This is a genomic window from Lysobacter sp. Root690 (genome assembly GCF_001427785.1).
Classification (GTDB): Bacteria; Pseudomonadota; Gammaproteobacteria; order Xanthomonadales; family Xanthomonadaceae; genus Lysobacter.
Genome location: NZ_LMHM01000001.1, coordinates 74,468 through 91,477, shown reverse-complemented (window position 1 = coordinate 91,477; position 17,010 = coordinate 74,468). Strand labels below are relative to the sequence as shown.

Annotated in this window: 14 protein-coding genes; 12 read left to right on the top strand and 2 right to left on the bottom strand. The window is 66.0% G+C overall.

All coding sequences use genetic code 11. The annotated features are described in order from the left end of the window. Positions 1 to 22: 22 nt before the first annotated feature. The 4 genes from sucC (at position 23) to ASD86_RS00360 (ending at position 4,414) form a co-directional block, all read left to right on the top strand. Complete coding sequence (gene sucC / locus ASD86_RS00375; protein WP_036104548.1) at positions 23 to 1,189, top strand: ADP-forming succinate--CoA ligase subunit beta; 1,167 nt, start codon at positions 23 to 25, stop codon at positions 1,187 to 1,189. 12 nt (positions 1,190 to 1,201) lie between these two features. Next, the gene (gene sucD, locus ASD86_RS00370; RefSeq protein ID WP_056105770.1) at positions 1,202 to 2,077 is read left to right on the top strand and encodes a succinate--CoA ligase subunit alpha; all 876 of its coding nucleotides are present in this window, start codon (positions 1,202 to 1,204) and stop codon (positions 2,075 to 2,077) included. Positions 2,078 to 2,382: 305 nt separating this feature from the next. Then, complete coding sequence (locus ASD86_RS00365; protein WP_056105767.1) at positions 2,383 to 2,739, top strand: endonuclease domain-containing protein; 357 nt, start codon at positions 2,383 to 2,385, stop codon at positions 2,737 to 2,739. A 19-nt stretch (positions 2,740 to 2,758) separates the two neighbouring features. Beyond that, on the top strand, positions 2,759 to 4,414 hold the full coding sequence (locus ASD86_RS00360) for an NAD+ synthase (RefSeq protein ID WP_056105765.1): 1,656 nt from the start codon (positions 2,759 to 2,761) through the stop codon (positions 4,412 to 4,414). Between the two features lie 227 nt (positions 4,415 to 4,641). On the opposite strand, the gene ASD86_RS00355 is transcribed toward ASD86_RS00360, so the two are convergent. Next, on the bottom strand, positions 4,642 to 5,547 hold the full coding sequence (locus tag ASD86_RS00355) for an outer membrane protein assembly factor BamD (RefSeq protein WP_056105763.1): 906 nt from the start codon (positions 5,545 to 5,547) through the stop codon (positions 4,642 to 4,644). 179 nt (positions 5,548 to 5,726) lie between these two features. On the opposite strand from ASD86_RS00355, the gene rluD reads away from it, so the two are divergent. From rluD to ASD86_RS00320, 7 genes are all read left to right on the top strand, one after another. Continuing rightward, positions 5,727 to 6,701 carry a 23S rRNA pseudouridine(1911/1915/1917) synthase RluD gene (rluD, locus tag ASD86_RS00350; protein ID WP_056105761.1) on the top strand — a complete coding sequence of 325 codons (975 nt, stop codon included), beginning with the start codon at positions 5,727 to 5,729 and terminating at the stop codon, positions 6,699 to 6,701. Continuing rightward, positions 6,698 to 7,483 carry a peptidoglycan editing factor PgeF gene (gene pgeF, locus ASD86_RS00345; RefSeq protein WP_082577938.1) on the top strand — a complete coding sequence of 262 codons (786 nt, stop codon included), beginning with the start codon at positions 6,698 to 6,700 and terminating at the stop codon, positions 7,481 to 7,483. The genes rluD and pgeF overlap by 4 nt, the downstream gene beginning before the upstream one ends. Next, positions 7,483 to 8,337 carry a hypothetical protein gene (locus ASD86_RS00340; RefSeq protein ID WP_157475956.1) on the top strand — a complete coding sequence of 285 codons (855 nt, stop codon included), beginning with the start codon at positions 7,483 to 7,485 and terminating at the stop codon, positions 8,335 to 8,337. Before pgeF ends, ASD86_RS00340 begins: the two co-directional genes overlap by 1 nt. 12 nt (positions 8,338 to 8,349) lie before the next feature. Continuing rightward, complete coding sequence (locus ASD86_RS00335; RefSeq protein WP_056105756.1) at positions 8,350 to 8,928, top strand: DUF4166 domain-containing protein; 579 nt, start codon at positions 8,350 to 8,352, stop codon at positions 8,926 to 8,928. Between the two features lie 666 nt (positions 8,929 to 9,594). Next, positions 9,595 to 11,181, top strand: coding sequence for a hypothetical protein (locus ASD86_RS00330; protein WP_056106982.1), 1,587 nt, complete (start codon positions 9,595 to 9,597; stop codon positions 11,179 to 11,181). A 55-nt stretch (positions 11,182 to 11,236) separates the two neighbouring features. After that, entirely contained in the window at positions 11,237 to 11,767 is a 531-nt protein-coding gene (gloA, locus tag ASD86_RS00325; RefSeq protein ID WP_056105754.1) for a lactoylglutathione lyase, read from the top strand. 193 nt (positions 11,768 to 11,960) lie between these two features. Beyond that, the gene (locus ASD86_RS00320) at positions 11,961 to 12,503 is read left to right on the top strand and encodes a hypothetical protein (protein WP_056105752.1); all 543 of its coding nucleotides are present in this window, start codon (positions 11,961 to 11,963) and stop codon (positions 12,501 to 12,503) included. Positions 12,504 to 12,616: 113 nt separating this feature from the next. On the opposite strand, the gene ASD86_RS00315 is transcribed toward ASD86_RS00320, so the two are convergent. Continuing rightward, the gene (locus ASD86_RS00315; RefSeq protein ID WP_056105750.1) at positions 12,617 to 13,963 is read right to left on the bottom strand and encodes an OmpA family protein; all 1,347 of its coding nucleotides are present in this window, start codon (positions 13,961 to 13,963) and stop codon (positions 12,617 to 12,619) included. Between the two features lie 433 nt (positions 13,964 to 14,396). Between ASD86_RS00315 and clpB the strand changes: the two genes are divergently transcribed. Further along, complete coding sequence (clpB, locus tag ASD86_RS00310; RefSeq protein ID WP_056105748.1) at positions 14,397 to 16,982, top strand: ATP-dependent chaperone ClpB; 2,586 nt, start codon at positions 14,397 to 14,399, stop codon at positions 16,980 to 16,982. Positions 16,983 to 17,010 lie beyond the last annotated feature (28 nt).

Below are 17,010 nucleotides of genomic sequence, written 5' to 3'. Positions count from 1 at the left end.
CTTTCACTCCCCTCGGTGACGCATGAATTTTCACGAATATCAGGCAAAGCAGCTGTTTGCCGACTACGGCATCGCAGTGCCGGCCGGGCGCGTTGCGCGCACTCCCGACGAAGCCGTCGCGGCCGCCAAGGCCATTCCCGGCGATCTTTGGGTGGTCAAGGCCCAGATCCACGCCGGTGGCCGCGGCAAGGCCGGCGGCGTCAAGCTGGCGAAGAACTTCGATGAAGTGAAGCAGTACGCCAAGGCCATGCTCGGCACCAAGATGGAGACCTACCAGTCGGCCGGCGTGGCGCTGCCGATCGATACGGTGCTGATCTCCGAAGGCACCGACATCGCCAAGGAACTGTACCTGTCGGTGTTGGTCGACCGTTCGACCAAGTCGGTCACCTTCATCGCCTCGGCCGAAGGCGGCGTCGAGATCGAGAAGGTCGCCGAGGAAACCCCCGACGCGATCAAGACCATCCACGTCAACTATGTGCAGGGTCTGCAGGCCTACCAGTGCCGCGAGCTCGCCTTCGACCTGGGCCTCAACGCCAAGCAGGCCGGTCAGCTGACCAAGATCATGCTGGGCCTGTACAAGCTGTTCAACGAGAAGGACTTGGCGCTGGTCGAGCTCAACCCGCTCGCCATCCTCACCAACGGCGACCTCGCGGTCCTCGACGGCAAGGTCAACAGCGACGACAACGCCACCTTCCGCCACGCCGATCTGGCCGCGATGCGCGACATCCGCCAGGAAGACGAGACCGAGGTGCTGGCCAGCCAGTACGACCTCAACTACGTCACCATGGACGGCAACATCGGCTGCATGGTCAACGGCGCCGGCCTGGCCATGGCGACCATGGACGTGATCCAACTGGAAGGCGGCTCGCCGGCCAACTTCCTCGACGTCGGCGGCGGCGCCACCAAGGAGCGCGTGACCGAGGCGTTCAAGCTGATCCTCAGCTCGGACAAGGTCAAGGCGATCTTCGTCAACATCTTCGGCGGCATCGTCCGCTGCGACATGATCGCCGAGGGCATCATCGCCGCGGTCAAGGAAGTCGACGTCAAGGTGCCGGTGATCGTGCGCCTGGAAGGCACCAACGTGGAAGCCGGCAAGGAACTGCTGAAGAATTCGGGTCTGGCCATCACCCCGGCCGACAACATCAACGACGGCGCCAAGAAGGCGGTTGCTGCCGTCGCTGGCAAGTAAGGGGTTAATGACATGTCCGTATTGATCAACAAGAACACCAAAGTCATCGTCCAGGGCTTCACCGGCTCGCAGGGCTCCTTCCACGCCGAACAGATGCTCGAGTACGGCACCAAGGTCGTCGGCGGCGTGACCCCGGGCAAGGGCGGCACCCAGCACCTCGGCCTGCCGGTGTTCAACACCGTGCGCGATGCGGTCGAGGAAACCGGCGCCGACGCGTCGGTGATCTACGTGCCGCCGCCGTTCGCGGCCGACGCGATCCTGGAAGCGGCCGACGCCGGCATCAAGGTCATCGTGTGCATCACCGAAGGCATCCCGGTGCTGGACATGCTGCGGGTCAAGAACACCCTCAACGGCTACGAGGACGTGGTCCTGGTCGGTCCGAACTGCCCCGGCGTGATCACCCCCGGCGAGTGCAAGATCGGCATCATGCCGGGCCACATCCACATGCCGGGCAAGATCGGCATCGTCTCGCGTTCGGGCACCTTGACCTATGAAGCGGTCAAGCAGACCACCGACGTGGGCCTGGGTCAGTCGACCTGCATCGGCATCGGCGGCGACCCGATCAACGGCACCAACTTCATCGACGCGCTGAAGTGGTTCCAGGACGACCCGCAGACCGAAGGCATCATCATGGTCGGCGAGATCGGCGGTTCGGCCGAGGAAGAAGCGGCCGAGTTCATCAGCCAGTACGTGACCAAGCCGGTGGTCGGCTTCATCGCCGGCGCCTCGGCGCCGAAGGGCAAGCGCATGGGCCACGCCGGCGCGATCGCCTCGGGCGGTCAAGGCACGGCCGAAGGCAAGTTCGCGGCGATGGAGAAGGCCGGCGTCACCACGGTGAAGTCGCCGGGCGATCTGGGCGCGGCGATTGCGAAGCGGTTGGCGAAGTAAGTCGGAGCGTTCTGGTTTGTTGGAAAGGCCGCCTTCGGGCGGCCTTTCTGCTTTTAGGAGGCGAGGCTGGTGGCCCTCACCCCAACCCCTCTCCCGCGAGCGGGAGAGGGGCTTGATATGTCGTGTGTGTGGTTTCGTGTACGCACGGGGACATCGCAAGCAATGGTGCGAATTCCTATCCGCGCCCGGGATAAAGCCCCTCTCCCGCTTGCGGGAGAGGGGTTGGGGTGAGGGCCGCTTTTCCCACGAACCGCCAAAGCCGCAGCGAAGAAACTACAGTTCCACCCAATCCAAGGAGCGCAAGGATGCGCCCAGGCCAAAAATCCGACTTCGCCCGAAGCCTGCGCCACAGAATGACCGACGCCGAGCACAGGCTATGGTTCCACCTGCGAAACCGAACTCTGATGGGTTGCAAGTTCCGCCGCCAACACCCCATCGGACCCTACGTTGCCGACTTTGCCTGCATCGAGCGCGGTCTGATCGTCGAAGCCGACGGCGGCCAACATTCCAATCTCCACGCCGACGAGCGGCGGACCTTGTATCTGCGATCCCGCGGCTACCGCGTCCTCAGATTCTGGAACAATGACGTCCTGATGCGGACCGACGCGGTGCTGGAACAGATCCACGCCGCCCTGACCCGCAATATCGTCAGCCTGGACTGACTTACCTACTGAAGCTCCCATGCCCAACACCTTGCGCATCGCCCTGGCCCAGTTCGACTTCCCCGTCGGCGCGGTGGAAAAAAACGCCGAGCGGATCGCGGCGATGATCGTGCAGGCGCGCGACGAGCATGGCGCCGATGTGGTGCTGTTTCCCGAACTGGCGGTCAGCGGCTATCCGCCCGAAGACCTGCTGCTGCGGCCGAGCTTTCTCGCCGATTGCGAAGCCGCGTTGCTGCGCATCGCCTCGAGCACGCGCGGCATTGTCGCCGTGGTCGGCTGGCCGCAGGCGGCCGGCGCGGTGGTCTACAACGCCGCCAGCGTGTTGCGCGACGGCCGGGTCGAAACCACCTACCGCAAGCGCGAACTGCCGAACTACGCGGTGTTCGACGAGCGCCGCTACTTCGACGTCGATCCCGACGGCGAGGCCTGCGTGTTCGAGGTCAAGGGCCGCGGGTCCGATGAAAGCGTCAGTGTCGGCGTGGTGATCTGCGAAGACCTGTGGTTCGCCGAACCGCTGGCCGCGACCGCGAACGCCGGCGCGCGCCTGGTGCTGGTGCCCAATGCCTCGCCGTTCGAGCGCGACAAGCACGCCCAGCGCGATGCCCTGCTGGAAACGCGGGTGCAGGAGACCGGTGTGGCGCTGGCCTATCTCAACGTCGTCGGCGGCCAGGATGCGCTGGTGTTCGACGGCGCCTCGGTGCTCGCCGACGGCGACGGCAACGTGCATCCGGCGGCGATCGCATTCGAAGATCACTGGCTGGTCGCCGATTACTTTGATGAAACCCGCAGCTTCACCCCGGTCTCGTGGCCGAGCGAAGTGGACGAGGGACGCGATGCGCTGGCGTGGCGCGCCATCGTGCGCGGTACCCGCGATTACTGCCGCAAGAACGGTTTCGAAAAAGTCTGGCTGGGGTTGTCGGGCGGCATCGACTCGTCCCTGGTCATGGCCGTCGCGGTCGATGCGCTCGGCCCGGACAACGTGGTCGCGGTGCGCATGCCGTCGCGCTACACCGCCGATATGTCCAACGACCTCGCCGCCGAGCAATGCGCGACCCAGGGCGTGCGATTGATCGCGCTGCCGATCGAAAAACCGTTCCAGGGCTACCTCGACACCCTGGCCGAAACCTTCGCCGGCAAGGCGGTCGACGTGACCGAGGAAAACCTGCAGTCGCGCACCCGCGGCGCGCTGCTGATGGCGATGAGCAACAAGTTCGGCGGCCTGCTGCTGACCACCGGCAACAAGAGCGAGTACGCGGTCGGCTACGCGACCATCTACGGCGACATGTGCGGCGGTTATGCGCCGATCAAGGATCTGTACAAGACCGAGGTGTTCGCGCTGGCGCGCTGGCGCAACGCGATCGCCGGCGCGCCGATCATCCCGTGGGCGGTGATCGAGCGGCCGCCGTCGGCGGAGTTGCGCGACAACCAGAAAGACCAGGATTCGCTGCCGCCGTACGACGTGCTCGACGCGATCTTGTTGCGGCATGTCGATCAGGAGCAGTCGCGCGACGAAATCGTCGCCGCCGGTTTCGACCCGGCGACGGTGGACCGGGTGCTGCGGCTGGTGCGGATCAGCGAGTGGAAGCGGCATCAGGCCGCGCCGGGGCCGAAGGTGTCGCATCGCGCGTTCGGGCGCGAGCGGCGGTATCCGATCACCAACGGCTATTCGGCCTGACGTTCTGATCCGTATCTCCCTGTAGGAGCGGCGCGAGCCGCGACAGCGGCATCTCAATTACGATGTAAGCGCGGTATCGCGGCGACCTCATGGTTACGGCGTATGTGTGGGTTCGCGGTCGCGGCTTGCGCCGCTCCTACAAAGCTGCCTGACTTGCGCGGCAATCGGAAACAATAAAAAAAGCCGCCCTGGGGCGGCTTTTTTGTTCTGCGATTCGAACCGCGCGCTTACTGCTGCTTGCGCTTGGCTTCTTCCTTGTCGCGGTTGTCCACCGCCGACTTCTCGCCCGCGAACGGGTTGAGCTTGCGCAGGTTGCTCGGGTAGTCCGGCCAATCGTCGCCCGACAGCGCCGGGTGGCTGGGGTCGTTCTGCTGCAGCACGCGCTTGGCGTCGGCGGCGAGGGTGGCGTTGCCGAGGCCTTCGTAAGCCTTGAGCAGCACCGCGACCGCATCGTTCTGGTAGCGGCTTTGCGGGTAGGTTTCGAGCAGGTACTTGGCGCGGTCGGCGGCGGCCACATTGGCGGTGCGGCGCAGGTAATACAGCGAGGCATCGAGCTCGTGACGGGCGAAGGTGTCGCGCAGCACCAGCATGCGCTTGCGCGCGTCCTCGGCGTAACGGCTGTTCGGGTAGCGCTCGACCACGATCAGGAAATCGTTGTACGCCTGCATCGGCGTCGCCAGATCGCGGCGGCTGACGTCCAGGCGCCAGACCTTCTGCAGGAACACCGTGTCGCGGCTGGAGTTCACCAACCCGCGCAGGTAGTACAGATAGGCGATGTTGCGGTGGGTCGGGTAGGTGCGGATGAAACGGTCGATGCTGCTGACCGCGTCGTCGTGCTTGCCCGACTTGTACTGGGCGTAGGCGGTCTCGATCAGCGACTGCTCGGTGTACGGGCCGTACGGGTACTGCGCCACCAGGCGCTTGAAGCTGGTCTCGGCCGAGGACCAGTTGCCGTTGGTCATGGCCTTGTGGGCCTTCTCGTAGATGGCCTCGACCGGCTGGCCTTCGTCCGCATCCTTGTCCTTCTTGAACATCTTGCCGACGCTTTTGCAGCCGGTAGTGGCGACGGCGGCGATCAGCAGCAGGCAAAACAGGCGAACGAAACGGCTGGACGGGGCGGAACGTACGGTCATGGCAGGCATCAACGGGCGCCGGAGGCACGAAGAGCCGATAATAGCAGTCCGCGGGTCGGCCCCCTTAACCGATCCCGTACTTCCTTGTGCCGGCCGCCATGTTCGCGACCGGCCGCCGCGATCCCGCTCCCCCAGGCCCCAGGCCCGGCTCACGCCGAAGACCGAATCGACCCGACCCGATGACCGCACCCCGCCAGACCCTGACCGCCACCGTTCCCGACAGCGCCGCCGGGCGCCGTTTCGATGCGGTGCTCGCCGAGCTGTTCCCCGACTATTCGCGCTCGCGGCTGGCGGCCTGGATCAAATCCGGCGACGCCCGCCTGAACGGCCAGGAGGTGCGCCCGCGCGATCCGGTCCAGGGCGGCGAGGCGGTCGAACTCAACATCGTGCTCGACACCCAGACCCACGCGGTCGCCGAAGACATCGCCCTGGACATCCTGTACGAGGACAGCGAGGTGATCGTGCTGGACAAGCCGGCCGGCCTGGTCGTGCACCCCGGCGCCGGCAATCCAGCCGGCACCCTGGTCAACGCGCTGCTGCACCACGACCCCGGCCTGTCGGCGCTGCCACGCGCCGGCATCGTCCATCGCCTCGACAAGGACACCTCCGGCGCGATGGTGGTGGCGCGGACCCTGCCGGCGCATACCTCGCTGGTCGAACAGCTGTCGGCGCGCGACGTGCATCGCCAGTACCTGGCGGTGGTGGTCGGCGCGCTGGTCTCCGGCGGCACCGCCAACGCCGCGATCGACCGCCACCCGCGCGACCGCCTGCGCATGGGCGTGCGCGAGGACGGCAAGGACGCGGTCACCCATTACCGGCTGCGCGAGCGCTTTCGCGCCCACACCTTGTTGGAGTGCCGCCTGGAAACCGGCCGCACCCACCAGATCCGCGTGCACATGCAGCACCTCAAGCATCCGATCGTCGGCGACCCGCTGTACGGCGGCCCGCTCAAGCTGCCCAAGGGCGCGACCGAGGGCCTGGTCGAGACCTTGCGCGGCTTCAAGCGCCAGGCCCTGCACGCCGAAACCCTGGAATTCAAGCATCCCGCCAGCGGCGAGCCGATCCGCTGCACCGCGCCGGTCCCGGCCGACCTGCAGCGACTGGTCGCCGAACTGCGCGCCGACACCCGCGCGGCGGTCGAGGCCGGTCGGTGAATCCCAGCGACGCCGACGCGCCGTGGATCGCCGCGGCTTGGCCGCTCACCACGGTGCGTGGCTTCACCACCGTGCGCGGCGGCGCCGGCGTTTCGCAGCCGCCGTTCGACCGGTTCAACCTCGGCACGCGTTATGGCAGCGATCGCGACGATCCGCTCGCGGTCGCGCGCAATCGCGAGCTATTGATCGAGCTCGCGCGGTTGCCGTCGCCGCCGCATTGGCTGCATCAGGTGCATGGCGCGGGCGTGTTGCGCTTCGATGCGCCGCGCGCGAGCGCAACGACCGTCGCCGAGGAACCCGAAGCCGACGCTGCGGTGACCTCGACCCGCGGCAGCGTGCTCGCGATCCTCACCGCCGACTGCCTGCCGGTGCTGTTCGCCGCGGACGACGGCAGCGAAGTCGGCGCCGCGCATGCGGGCTGGCGCGGGCTCGCCGACGGCGTGCTCGAAGCCACGGTCGCGGCGATGCGCACCGCGCCGGCGCGCGTGCATGCCTGGCTCGGCCCCGCCGCCGGGCCGCAACGTTACGAAATCGGCGCGGACGTGCGCGATGCCTTCGTCGCTCGCGATGCCGAGGCCGACGCGGCCTTCGTCGCGACCCGCCCGGGGCATTGGCGGGTCGATCTGTATGCGCTCGCGCGCAGGCGGCTGGCGCAGGCCGGCCTGGCCGCCGATCATGTGCATGGCGGCGGTTTGTGCACGATCGGCGAACCCGACCGCTTCTATTCCCACCGCCGCGACCGTCGTACCGGCCGCATGGCGACTCTCATATGGATGACCTGATGCGAAACCCAGCCCATCGGACGGCGCTGTCCGCGTTGTTGATCTGCACCTCGCTGTTCTCTACGGCCGCGATCGCGGCTGAGGATTGTCAGACGCGCATTCCGGCGTTGCTGCAAGCCGCGTATCCCAACGCCACCAGCGAAACCGGCGACGGTAGCGAACTGCTGCGCCTAAGCGGCACGCCCACGCGCTGGATCAATCCCGATGAGGTGGTGTGCAAGGTCTGGCCGGCCTCGCCGGACAAGACCTTGCTCGCGGTGAAGTTGCAGCACGCTATCGACGCCGATCAGGCTGTTGACGAGGCCGACCTCGATCTGGTGGTCGCCGACAGCGCGCGCGATCGCATCGTGCAGCGTCATCGTCAGGACGGCCTGTTGTCCTCCGATGCGATCCGGGTCTCCTCGTTCGCGTTCGACACCGCGCGCTATCGTCTCGACGACAAGACCACCGCGTTCGGCCTGCGCATCCATCGCAGCGGCAGCTCGCGCGCCAATCCTTACGGTGACGAGACCCTGCGTTTGTACGTCATCGACGGCTCGGGTCTGCGGCCGGTGTTGCGCAATCTGGTGATGATGCGCAACCAGGGCGAGTGGGATACCCGCTGCGCCGGCGAGTTCACCGACACCCGGCGCACGATCTCGGTCGACGCCAAGCGTGATAACGGCTACGCCGGGCTGTTGCTCAACACCGTGGCGAGCACCAGCCGCAGTGTCGCCAAGGGCGAGGATTGCGATGAAGTCGACGGCGGCACCGAAAAATCCAGTGTGCGCCTGCGTTACGACGGTCGCGAGTACGTGGTGCCCAAGGACTTGCGCGGATTCGACGACGATTACATCGGCAACAGCGGTAGCTGAGCGACCGCGCGGATGAGCGACGTCGCGGGCGCGCGTTCGGTATCGGAGCAGACCTCCGACCTCGATGCGCGCAGCTTGTACCAACGCATCCTCGGCGCCGATTTCGAGCGCTTGCCGCCGAGTCTGCGCGCGCTGCATGCCCGCGCCGGCGTGCGGCGCTATGCCGGCGAGGCCGAAGCCTCGCGCGGCGCGGGTTGGTTGTCGCGGCTGTGCGGATGGATCGCCGGCCTGCCGCCCGCGCATACGGGCGCGATCGAAGTCGAGATCGACGCCGACCGCCACGGCGAAACCTGGATACGCCGCTTCGGCCATGGCGCGATGCGTTCGCGCCTGCGCGAGCGCGACGGCCTGATCCACGAACGGCTCGGCCCGATGGCGTTCGCGTTCGCGCTGGAACTCGTCGACGCCGGGCTGATCTGGCGGCTGCGCAGCGTGCGCGCGCTGGGCGTGGCGTTGCCGTTGTCTTGGTTCGACGGCATGCATGCGCACGAATTCGAACGCGATGGGCGCTACCGCTTCGACGTGCGCGCGGCGCTGCCCGGGATCGGCTTGCTGGTGCATTACCGCGGCTGGCTGGCAATCGGCGACTGAGGTTCTGGGTGGTGTGATCCGGGCCGGTGCCGATCTGCGCGAATTTGCGCCGCTGTGTTTCCGTGAGCAGGATGCGCGGCGGTCGCGTGGCGTTCTATGCTGCGAGGCGTGGTCGGAACGGCGAAATCCCCGGATTTTCAGGGGAATCGCTTGGGCAGGACGGGTTTGTGCGCGGCGCGGGTGAGGGTTGCGTCGTGAGTCGTGATGTCGCGGTCGCGNCTCCTACAGGGCCTGATCGAAGATTCGTTTCCCCCTGTAGGAGCGGCGCAAGCCGCGACCGCGACACCACAATTACCGCGAACCTCGCTGCAACCGACCATCCAGCCGCAACGCGTATCGTCTCCCGCACCGCGATCCGCATCACTCTCCCGCAAACGGACCGCGGGTACACCGGCAAGGACGCGCCCATCCCTGCATCGCGCATCCGAGTACCGTCCATGAGTGTCATCGACTCGTTCGCTTCACCACTTAACCCCCGGCGTCGCGGCTGCGCCGCCGCCGGTTTGCTCGTTTCTTCGAAAGGCGTCGGCTGTTGGCGCGGTGGTGGACGGGGGACGCGGCGGGTGAACGTCGATGCCATGATTCGTAACGGGGGACGCGGACGGTGAACGTCGATTACATAATTCGTAACGGGGGACGCGGCTGGTGAACGTCGATACCAAGACTATGCGGCGCTCGTGGTTCGTCGCCGGCGACCTCAATGGCTTCTTCGGCCTGGTCGTCGACAACCTGTCGATCCTCGGCTTCATCTCGGCCGCGCTGATCGGCATCTTCGGTTTCCCGGCCGAGGTGATCTATACGCGGATGTTTCCCGGCACCGCGTTCGGCGTGCTGGTCGGCAATCTGATCTACACCGTGATGGCGCGGCGGCTGGCCGCGAAGACCGGCCGCGACGACGTCACCGCGATGCCGCTGGGGCTGGATGCGCCGACCAGCATCGGCATGGCCCTGCTGGTGCTCGGCCCGGCCTTCGTCGGCTTCAAGCAGGCCGGCATGGACGAACAGGCCGCGGCGACCGCGACCTGGCAACTCGGCATGGCCTCGCTGATCGTGATGGGCCTGCTCAAGTTCGTGCTGTCGTTCGCCGGCGACACCGTGACCCGGCTGATTCCGCGCGCCGGCCTGCTCGGTTCGATCGCCGGCGTGGCGCTGGTGCTGATGGGCTTTCTGCCGCTGATCGAAACCCTGCGCTCGCCGATGGTCGGGTTCATGACCCTCGGGCTGTTGTTGTACGTGCTGATCGCGAAAGGACGGTTGCCGATCAAGTTGCCGGGCGTGTTCGTCGCGTTCGTGTTCGGCACCGCCTTGTTCTACGGTTTCGGCGCGATCGGCCTGGGCGCGCCGGGCTTCAGCTTCCCGACCGCGCAACCGTTGCACTTCGTGCTGCCGCTGCCGACCCTGGGTTTTCTCGATGGCTTGCCGTACACCGTGCCGTACTTGCCGCTGCTGCTGCCGTTCGGGCTGCTGATGGTGGTTGGCGGCATCAACGTCAGCGAAAGCGCGCGCGCGGCCGGCGACGATTATCGAACGCGCGATATTTTGCTGGCCGAGGCGTTCTCGACCTTGGTCGCCGGTTTCGTCGGCGGCGTCGCTCAGACCACGCCCTACATCGGCCAGCCCGCGTACAAGCACATGGGCGCGCGCAGCGGCTACACCTTGTTGACCGGCTTGTTCATCGGCCTGGGCGGCATGCTCGGCATCGTCTCGGGGCTGGTGCAGTGGCTGCCGCTGGCGGTGCTCGCGCCGATCATCGTCTACGTCGCGCTCGACATCACCACCCAGGCGTTCCAGGCCACGCCGAGCAAGCACGCCACCGCGATGGTGTTCGGTTTCCTGCCGTCGGTGGCCTACATGCTCGCGATAAAGACCGGCAATCCCGGCTGGATCGCGCCGGAGCATCACGCCCAGCTGATGAGCGCGCTCGACGGCCACGGCCTGCCGGAACTGGCGGTGATCGTGACCCTCGGCAACGGCTTCATCATGACCTCGATGATCTGGACCTCGGCGGTCGCGGCGATGGTCGACGGCCGCCTGCGCCGCGGCGCGGCGTTCCTGCTCGCGGGCGCGGGCCTGAGCCTGTTCGGCATCATCCACTCGGTCGATCCGCGCGGCGGCGTGTACCTGCCGTGGGCGCTGGAAGGGCTGCAGCGGGTTATCGCCTGGCAGTTCATCGGCGCCTACGTCGGCCTGGCGGTGTTGCTGATCCTGCTGTCGTTGCAGCGCGATCCGGTCGCGCCGTCGGCGCAGGCTTGAGACGGCCGCCTTTCGGCCTTAAATATTTCATTCCCCTTTCGAACCGGCCCACTTCATGTCCCTGCAATCCGAACTCGACGCCGTGCCCGGCGTGACCGCGCAACCCGAAGCCGCGACCCGCGACTTCGTGTTCAACCACACCATGCTGCGGATCAAGGACCCGAAGGCCTCGCTGGATTTCTACACCCGCGTGCTCGGCTTCACCCTGGTGCGCAAGCGCGATTTCGCCGAGGCGAAATTCAGCCTGTACTTCCTGGTGCTGGTGAACGACCCCGCGCGGATTCCCGCCGAAGAACCCGCGCGCGGCGAGTGGCTGCTGAGCCAGCGCGGCGTGCTCGAACTGACCCATAACCACGGCACCGAAGACGACGCCGATTTCGCTTACCACCACGGCAACAGCGAACCGCGCGGCTTCGGCCACATCTGCGTATCGGTGCCCGACGTCGAAGCCGCCTGCGCGCGCTTCGAACACCTCGGCGTCGCCTTCCAGAAGAAGCTCACCGACGGGCGCATGAAGGACATCGCCTTCATCAAGGACCCGGACGGGTATTGGGTCGAGATTCTGCAGCCGACTTCGCGGGTCTGATCAGCACTGCGTCGCCTGCTGAACCAGCGTCCGGTTTCCAACAATCCCTCAACGCCGCCCAATCGTTCGCTGTTTGCGAAAGAGGCAGAGGTGATTGGCTTTTCGCTCAGTCACTGCGCATGCGTACTGTTGCGAGCGCGAACCGGGTCCAGGAACCGATACCATCCTCGCGACCGTCACCGGGGATGACTCCATGAAACTGCTGATCGCTGCATGCGTGCTCGCGTTGTGGTCCGCGAGCAGCCACGCCTCGTTTCCGGGAGCGCCGTCCGACCTTAGCGTGAGCTATTTGTATTCTTGCGATGATCCATACACATTGACTCTGGATGTACGCAATCGCGGGCCACGCCCGATCGAGTTTCCCAACGCGCCCGGTTATTTCGTCGATATCGATTCATACGCCTACACGCGCCGAACCGGGCTGCGTACCTTGCCGGTCCTGCTGCCGCTCTCCCTGCATTACGTGACCGATAAAACGCTCAAGAGCGGCGAAAGTTATCGCACGACCGTCAATTTATCGCCCTACGTCTCGGCGGAGGCGGGCGATGCGGACGGCGTGCTGGTCATCGTTGAGTTCGAGCATCGCCCTGGTTGGGGAGTGCCGGTGCAGTTGCTCAAGCTGTACTACCCGCGTCCCAGGAACTGGTTGCGCCGCGACTGCCCGATCGTGAGCGGCGGCCCAGGTCGTTTGCCCAGAATGAATCTGCCGCTGTCTCCTCCGAGCACTCGGCCATAGCGTCGCAACAACGGACAAGCCGGCTCGCGCCGGCTTGTCCGTTTCCGCCGAGTGTCTGGCGACCAATCGGCTTGCAGCTGCCTGGACTCATCAAGTCGAGATCTATCTTCAACTCACTTCAACACAGTGAAATGCATGCGCCGGTTCTTGGCCTTGCCCTCCTCGCTGGCGTTGTCGGCGATCGGCTGATCCTGGCCGTAGCCCTTGCCGATCAGACCCTCGCGGGCGACGCCGAGTTCGGCGAGCTTGGCGATCACCGCGTCGGCGCGTTGCTGGCTCAAGGTCAGGTTGGCCGCGGCGTCGCCGGTGTTGTCGGTGTGTCCGCCGACCTCGATGCGGATGCCGGCCGGCGCGGCCTTGATCGCCTTGGCCGCGTGGTCGAGCGTTTCCAGGCTGTCGCGGGTGATGGTGGCCGAGCCGCTGTCGAAGTAGACGTTCATCAGGTTGAGCGCTCCGACCAGATCGTCGCCGCTGAAACCGGCCTTCAATCCGCTCAGCGCGGCCGCGGCACGATCCCACAGGCCGCTGATCTGGAAACCGCCGAATGCGTTGCGCAACTGCTCGCTGACCGCGATGCGCTGATCCTCGGGCAGGCCGGAGGTGTCGATGCTGAGCTTGTCGCCGTCGAAACCGAACTTCAGACCCTTCGCCTTGAGCTGCGGCAGCAAGCCGATCAGCTTGTCCATCCAGCTGGCCGGCAGTGTGGCGGGATCGACGCGGATGTCGCCGCTGAGATTGGCCTCGCCGAACGCGGCCTTGAGCGCGTCCCACAGCTTGAGCTTGTCGGCGTCGCTGGCGACCTGGCCGTTGACCGTGACCTTGCCGTCGACATTGCTCAGATCGAAGCGCGCGTTGGCCTGCGCGACCGGTGCGGTCGGTGCCGCCGGCTCGCTGGGCGCGGTCACCGCCGGGGGCGACGCCGGCGCGACAGCCTCGTCCTTGCCGCAACTGCGCATCAGCAGAAATCCGCCGAGCAACAGCAGCAGCGGGATCAGCCACAGCAGCCAGCCCGGGTGGCTGTCGGCCTTGCGCGCGCTGGTCGGCGCGACGTGATGCGCGCGCGGGGCTGGCGTGCCGTTGATCAGCGCCAAGGCTTCGGCGGGCGCCACCGACGGCTCGCCGTCGCGGGTCAGCAGGCCGATCAGCTTCGGCAGCAGGGTGGCGCCGGCCAGACTGATCGAGACCTTGGGCACGCCGAGCTTGGCGGCCATCGAGGCCAGGGCCTCGTCGCCGACCGCGGCGCTGAATTGGTCGGGTTGCAGAACGTTGTCGACCACATGCGCGCCGACCCAGGAACGAAACAGATCACCCAGGCCGACCTGGGTGAAGCGCGAACGCAGGCCGGAGAACCCGCCCTGGGCCGGGTCGAAAATCAAACCCAGCAACAGGCCGATAAAGCGCTCGGCCTTGTCGCCCAGGTTGAATCGCTCCGCGGCATCGCGGATGAGTGAATTGAACATTGAAACCCCCGTTTTTGTGCCTGAAAAGAGCCGTTTTGCACAAGCTTCCGGCCTGTGCGAATCCAGCAAAACACGGGGTTCGAAGCGGGTTGTTAATCGCCCGGTAACAAAATAATCCTGTCCTTATTGGATATGCCTGGACCGAGTAAATAACGTGGAAAACTGTCACGCTCATTCGGTCTGACGCGCGCGCGTTAACGACGAATTTCAACGTTGCCTCGCGCACGGCCTCGGGCGATCCCTCGTGGGCGCGGACGACGCTCATCGCCGCGGGCGGCACCACCGCCGCCAGGGCCAAGACGGCTGAAGCCAGTCCCGTCCGCAGTCTCGCCAAGTCTTGAAACACCCGCCACAGCCCGCATTAACAGGTCATTCGCGGCCGTCGCGCGACACTCGCGACCGCCGGCCGCCACACCCTTTCGGAGAACCCTCCATGCGGATGGACAAGCTCACCTCGCGCTTCCAACAGGCCCTGTCGGACGCGCAATCGCTGGCGGTCGGGCGCGACCACAGCGTCATCGAACCGGCCCACCTGCTGACCGCCTTGCTCGACCAGGCTGGCGGCAGCACCAAGCCGCTACTCAGCCAGGCCGGGGTCAACGTGCCGCTGCTGCGCGAGCGCCTGGGCGAAGCGCTGGAAAAGCTGCCCAAGGTCTCGGGCCAGGCCGGCAACATCTCGGTTGGCAACGACTTGGCGCGGCTGCTCAACGTCACCGACAAGCTCGCCCAGCAACGCGGCGATGCCTTCATCGCCAGCGAACTGTTCCTGCTCGCCGCGCTCGACGACGGCGGCGACGCCGGCCGCGCGCTCAAGGCCGCTGGCGCGAACAAGGCCAAACTCGAACCGGCCATCGACAAACTGCGCGGAGGCGAGAGCGTGCAATCGGAAAACGCCGAGGAACAGCGGCAGGCGCTGGAAAAATACTGCATCGACCTGACCGCGCGCGCCGAGTCGGGCAAGCTCGATCCGGTGGTCGGCCGCGATGAAGAAATCCGCCGCACCATCCAGGTGCTGCAACGCCGGACCAAGAACAACCCGGTGCTGATCGGCGAACCCGGCGTGGGCAAGACCGCTATCGTCGAAGGCCTGGCCCAGCGCATCATCAACAACGAAGTGCCCGAAGGCCTGCGCGGCAAACGCGTGCTCTCGCTCGACATGGGCGCGCTGATCGCCGGGGCCAAGTTCCGCGGCGAGTTCGAGGAACGCCTGAAAGCCGTGCTCAGCGACCTGTCCAAGAACGAAGGCCAGGTGATCTTGTTCATCGACGAACTGCACACCATGGTCGGCGCCGGCAAGGCCGAGGGCGCGATGGACGCCGGCAACATGCTCAAGCCGGCGCTCGCGCGCGGCGAACTGCATTGCATCGGCGCGACCACGTTGGACGAATACCGCAAGTACGTCGAAAAGGACGCCGCGCTCGAGCGACGCTTCCAGAAAGTGTTCGTCGGTGAGCCGACGGTGGAAGACACCATCGCGATCCTGCGCGGCCTCAAGGAGCGCTACGCGGTGCATCACGGCGTGGAGATCACCGATCCGGCGATCGTCGCCGCGGCGACCTTGTCGCATCGCTACATCGCCGACCGCCAGCTGCCCGACAAGGCCATCGACCTGATGGACGAAGCGGCTTCGCGCATCCGCATGGAGATCGACTCCAAGCCCGAAGAACTCGATCGCAAGGAACGCCGGCTGATTCAGCTCAAGATCCAGCGCGAGGCGTTGAAGAAGGAGAAGGACGCCGAATCCAAGCAGCGCCTGGCCGATCTGGAAGCCGAGATCGCCACGCTGGAGCGCGAGTTCAACGACCTGGAGGAAATCTGGAAGGCCGAGAAGGCCACCTTGCAGGGCGCGACCAAGATCAAGGAGCAGATCGAGCAGGCCAAGCTCGATCTGGAAGCGGCGCAGCGCACCCAGGATTTCGGTCGCATGAGCGAAATCCAGTACGGCCGTCTGCCCGAACTGGAAAAGCAGCTCAAGGCCGCGCAGGAAGTCGAAACCAAGGGCTTCAAGCTGCTGCAGGACAAGGTCACCGCCGAGGAAATCGCCGAGGTCGTCGCGCGCTGGACCGGCATCCCGGTGTCGAAGATGCTCGAAGGCGAGCGCGACAAGCTGCTGAAGATGGAGCAGGCGCTGCACGCGCGCGTGGTCGGCCAGGACGAGGCGGTGCGGGTGGTGTCCGATGCGGTGCGTCGCTCGCGCGCGGGCCTGTCCGATCCCAATCGTCCGAGCGGTTCGTTCCTGTTCCTCGGCCCGACCGGCGTGGGCAAGACCGAGCTGTGCAAGGCGCTGGCCGAATTCCTGTTCGACTCGGCCGACGCGATGATCCGCATCGACATGAGCGAGTTCATGGAGAAGCACGCGGTCAGCCGTCTGGTTGGCGCGCCTCCGGGCTATGTCGGTTACGAGGAAGGCGGTTACCTGACCGAGGCCGTGCGTCGCCGTCCGTACAGCGTGATCCTGCTCGATGAAGTCGAGAAGGCGCATCCGGATGTGTTCAATATCCTGCTGCAGGTGCTCGACGACGGGCGTTTGACCGACGGCCAGGGCCGCACGGTGGATTTCCGCAACACCGTGATCGTGATGACCTCGAACCTCGGTTCGCAGATGATCCAGGAGTTGAATTCCGACGATACGCCGGAGAGCTACACCCAGATGAAGGCCGCGGTGATGGGCGTGGTGCAGGCCCACTTCCGTCCGGAGTTCATCAACCGCCTCGACGACATCGTGGTGTTCCATCCGCTCGACAAGAGCCAGATCCGCGAGATCGCCAAGATCCAGTTGCACGGCCTGGAAAAGCGTCTGGCCGAGCGCGGCCTGAAGCTGGCGCTGTCGGAGGCGGGTTTGAACCTGATCGGCAACGTCGGTTTCGACCCGGTGTACGGCGCGCGTCCGCTCAAGCGCGCGGTGCAGCAGCAACTGGAGAATCCGCTGGCGCAGAAGATATTGTCCGGCGAATTCGTCAGCGGCGATACGATCCAGGTCGAGGCCGAGGCAGGGCATCTGGTGTTTCGCAAGGCGTGATCCGATCGTGATTGGCTGATACGAAAAC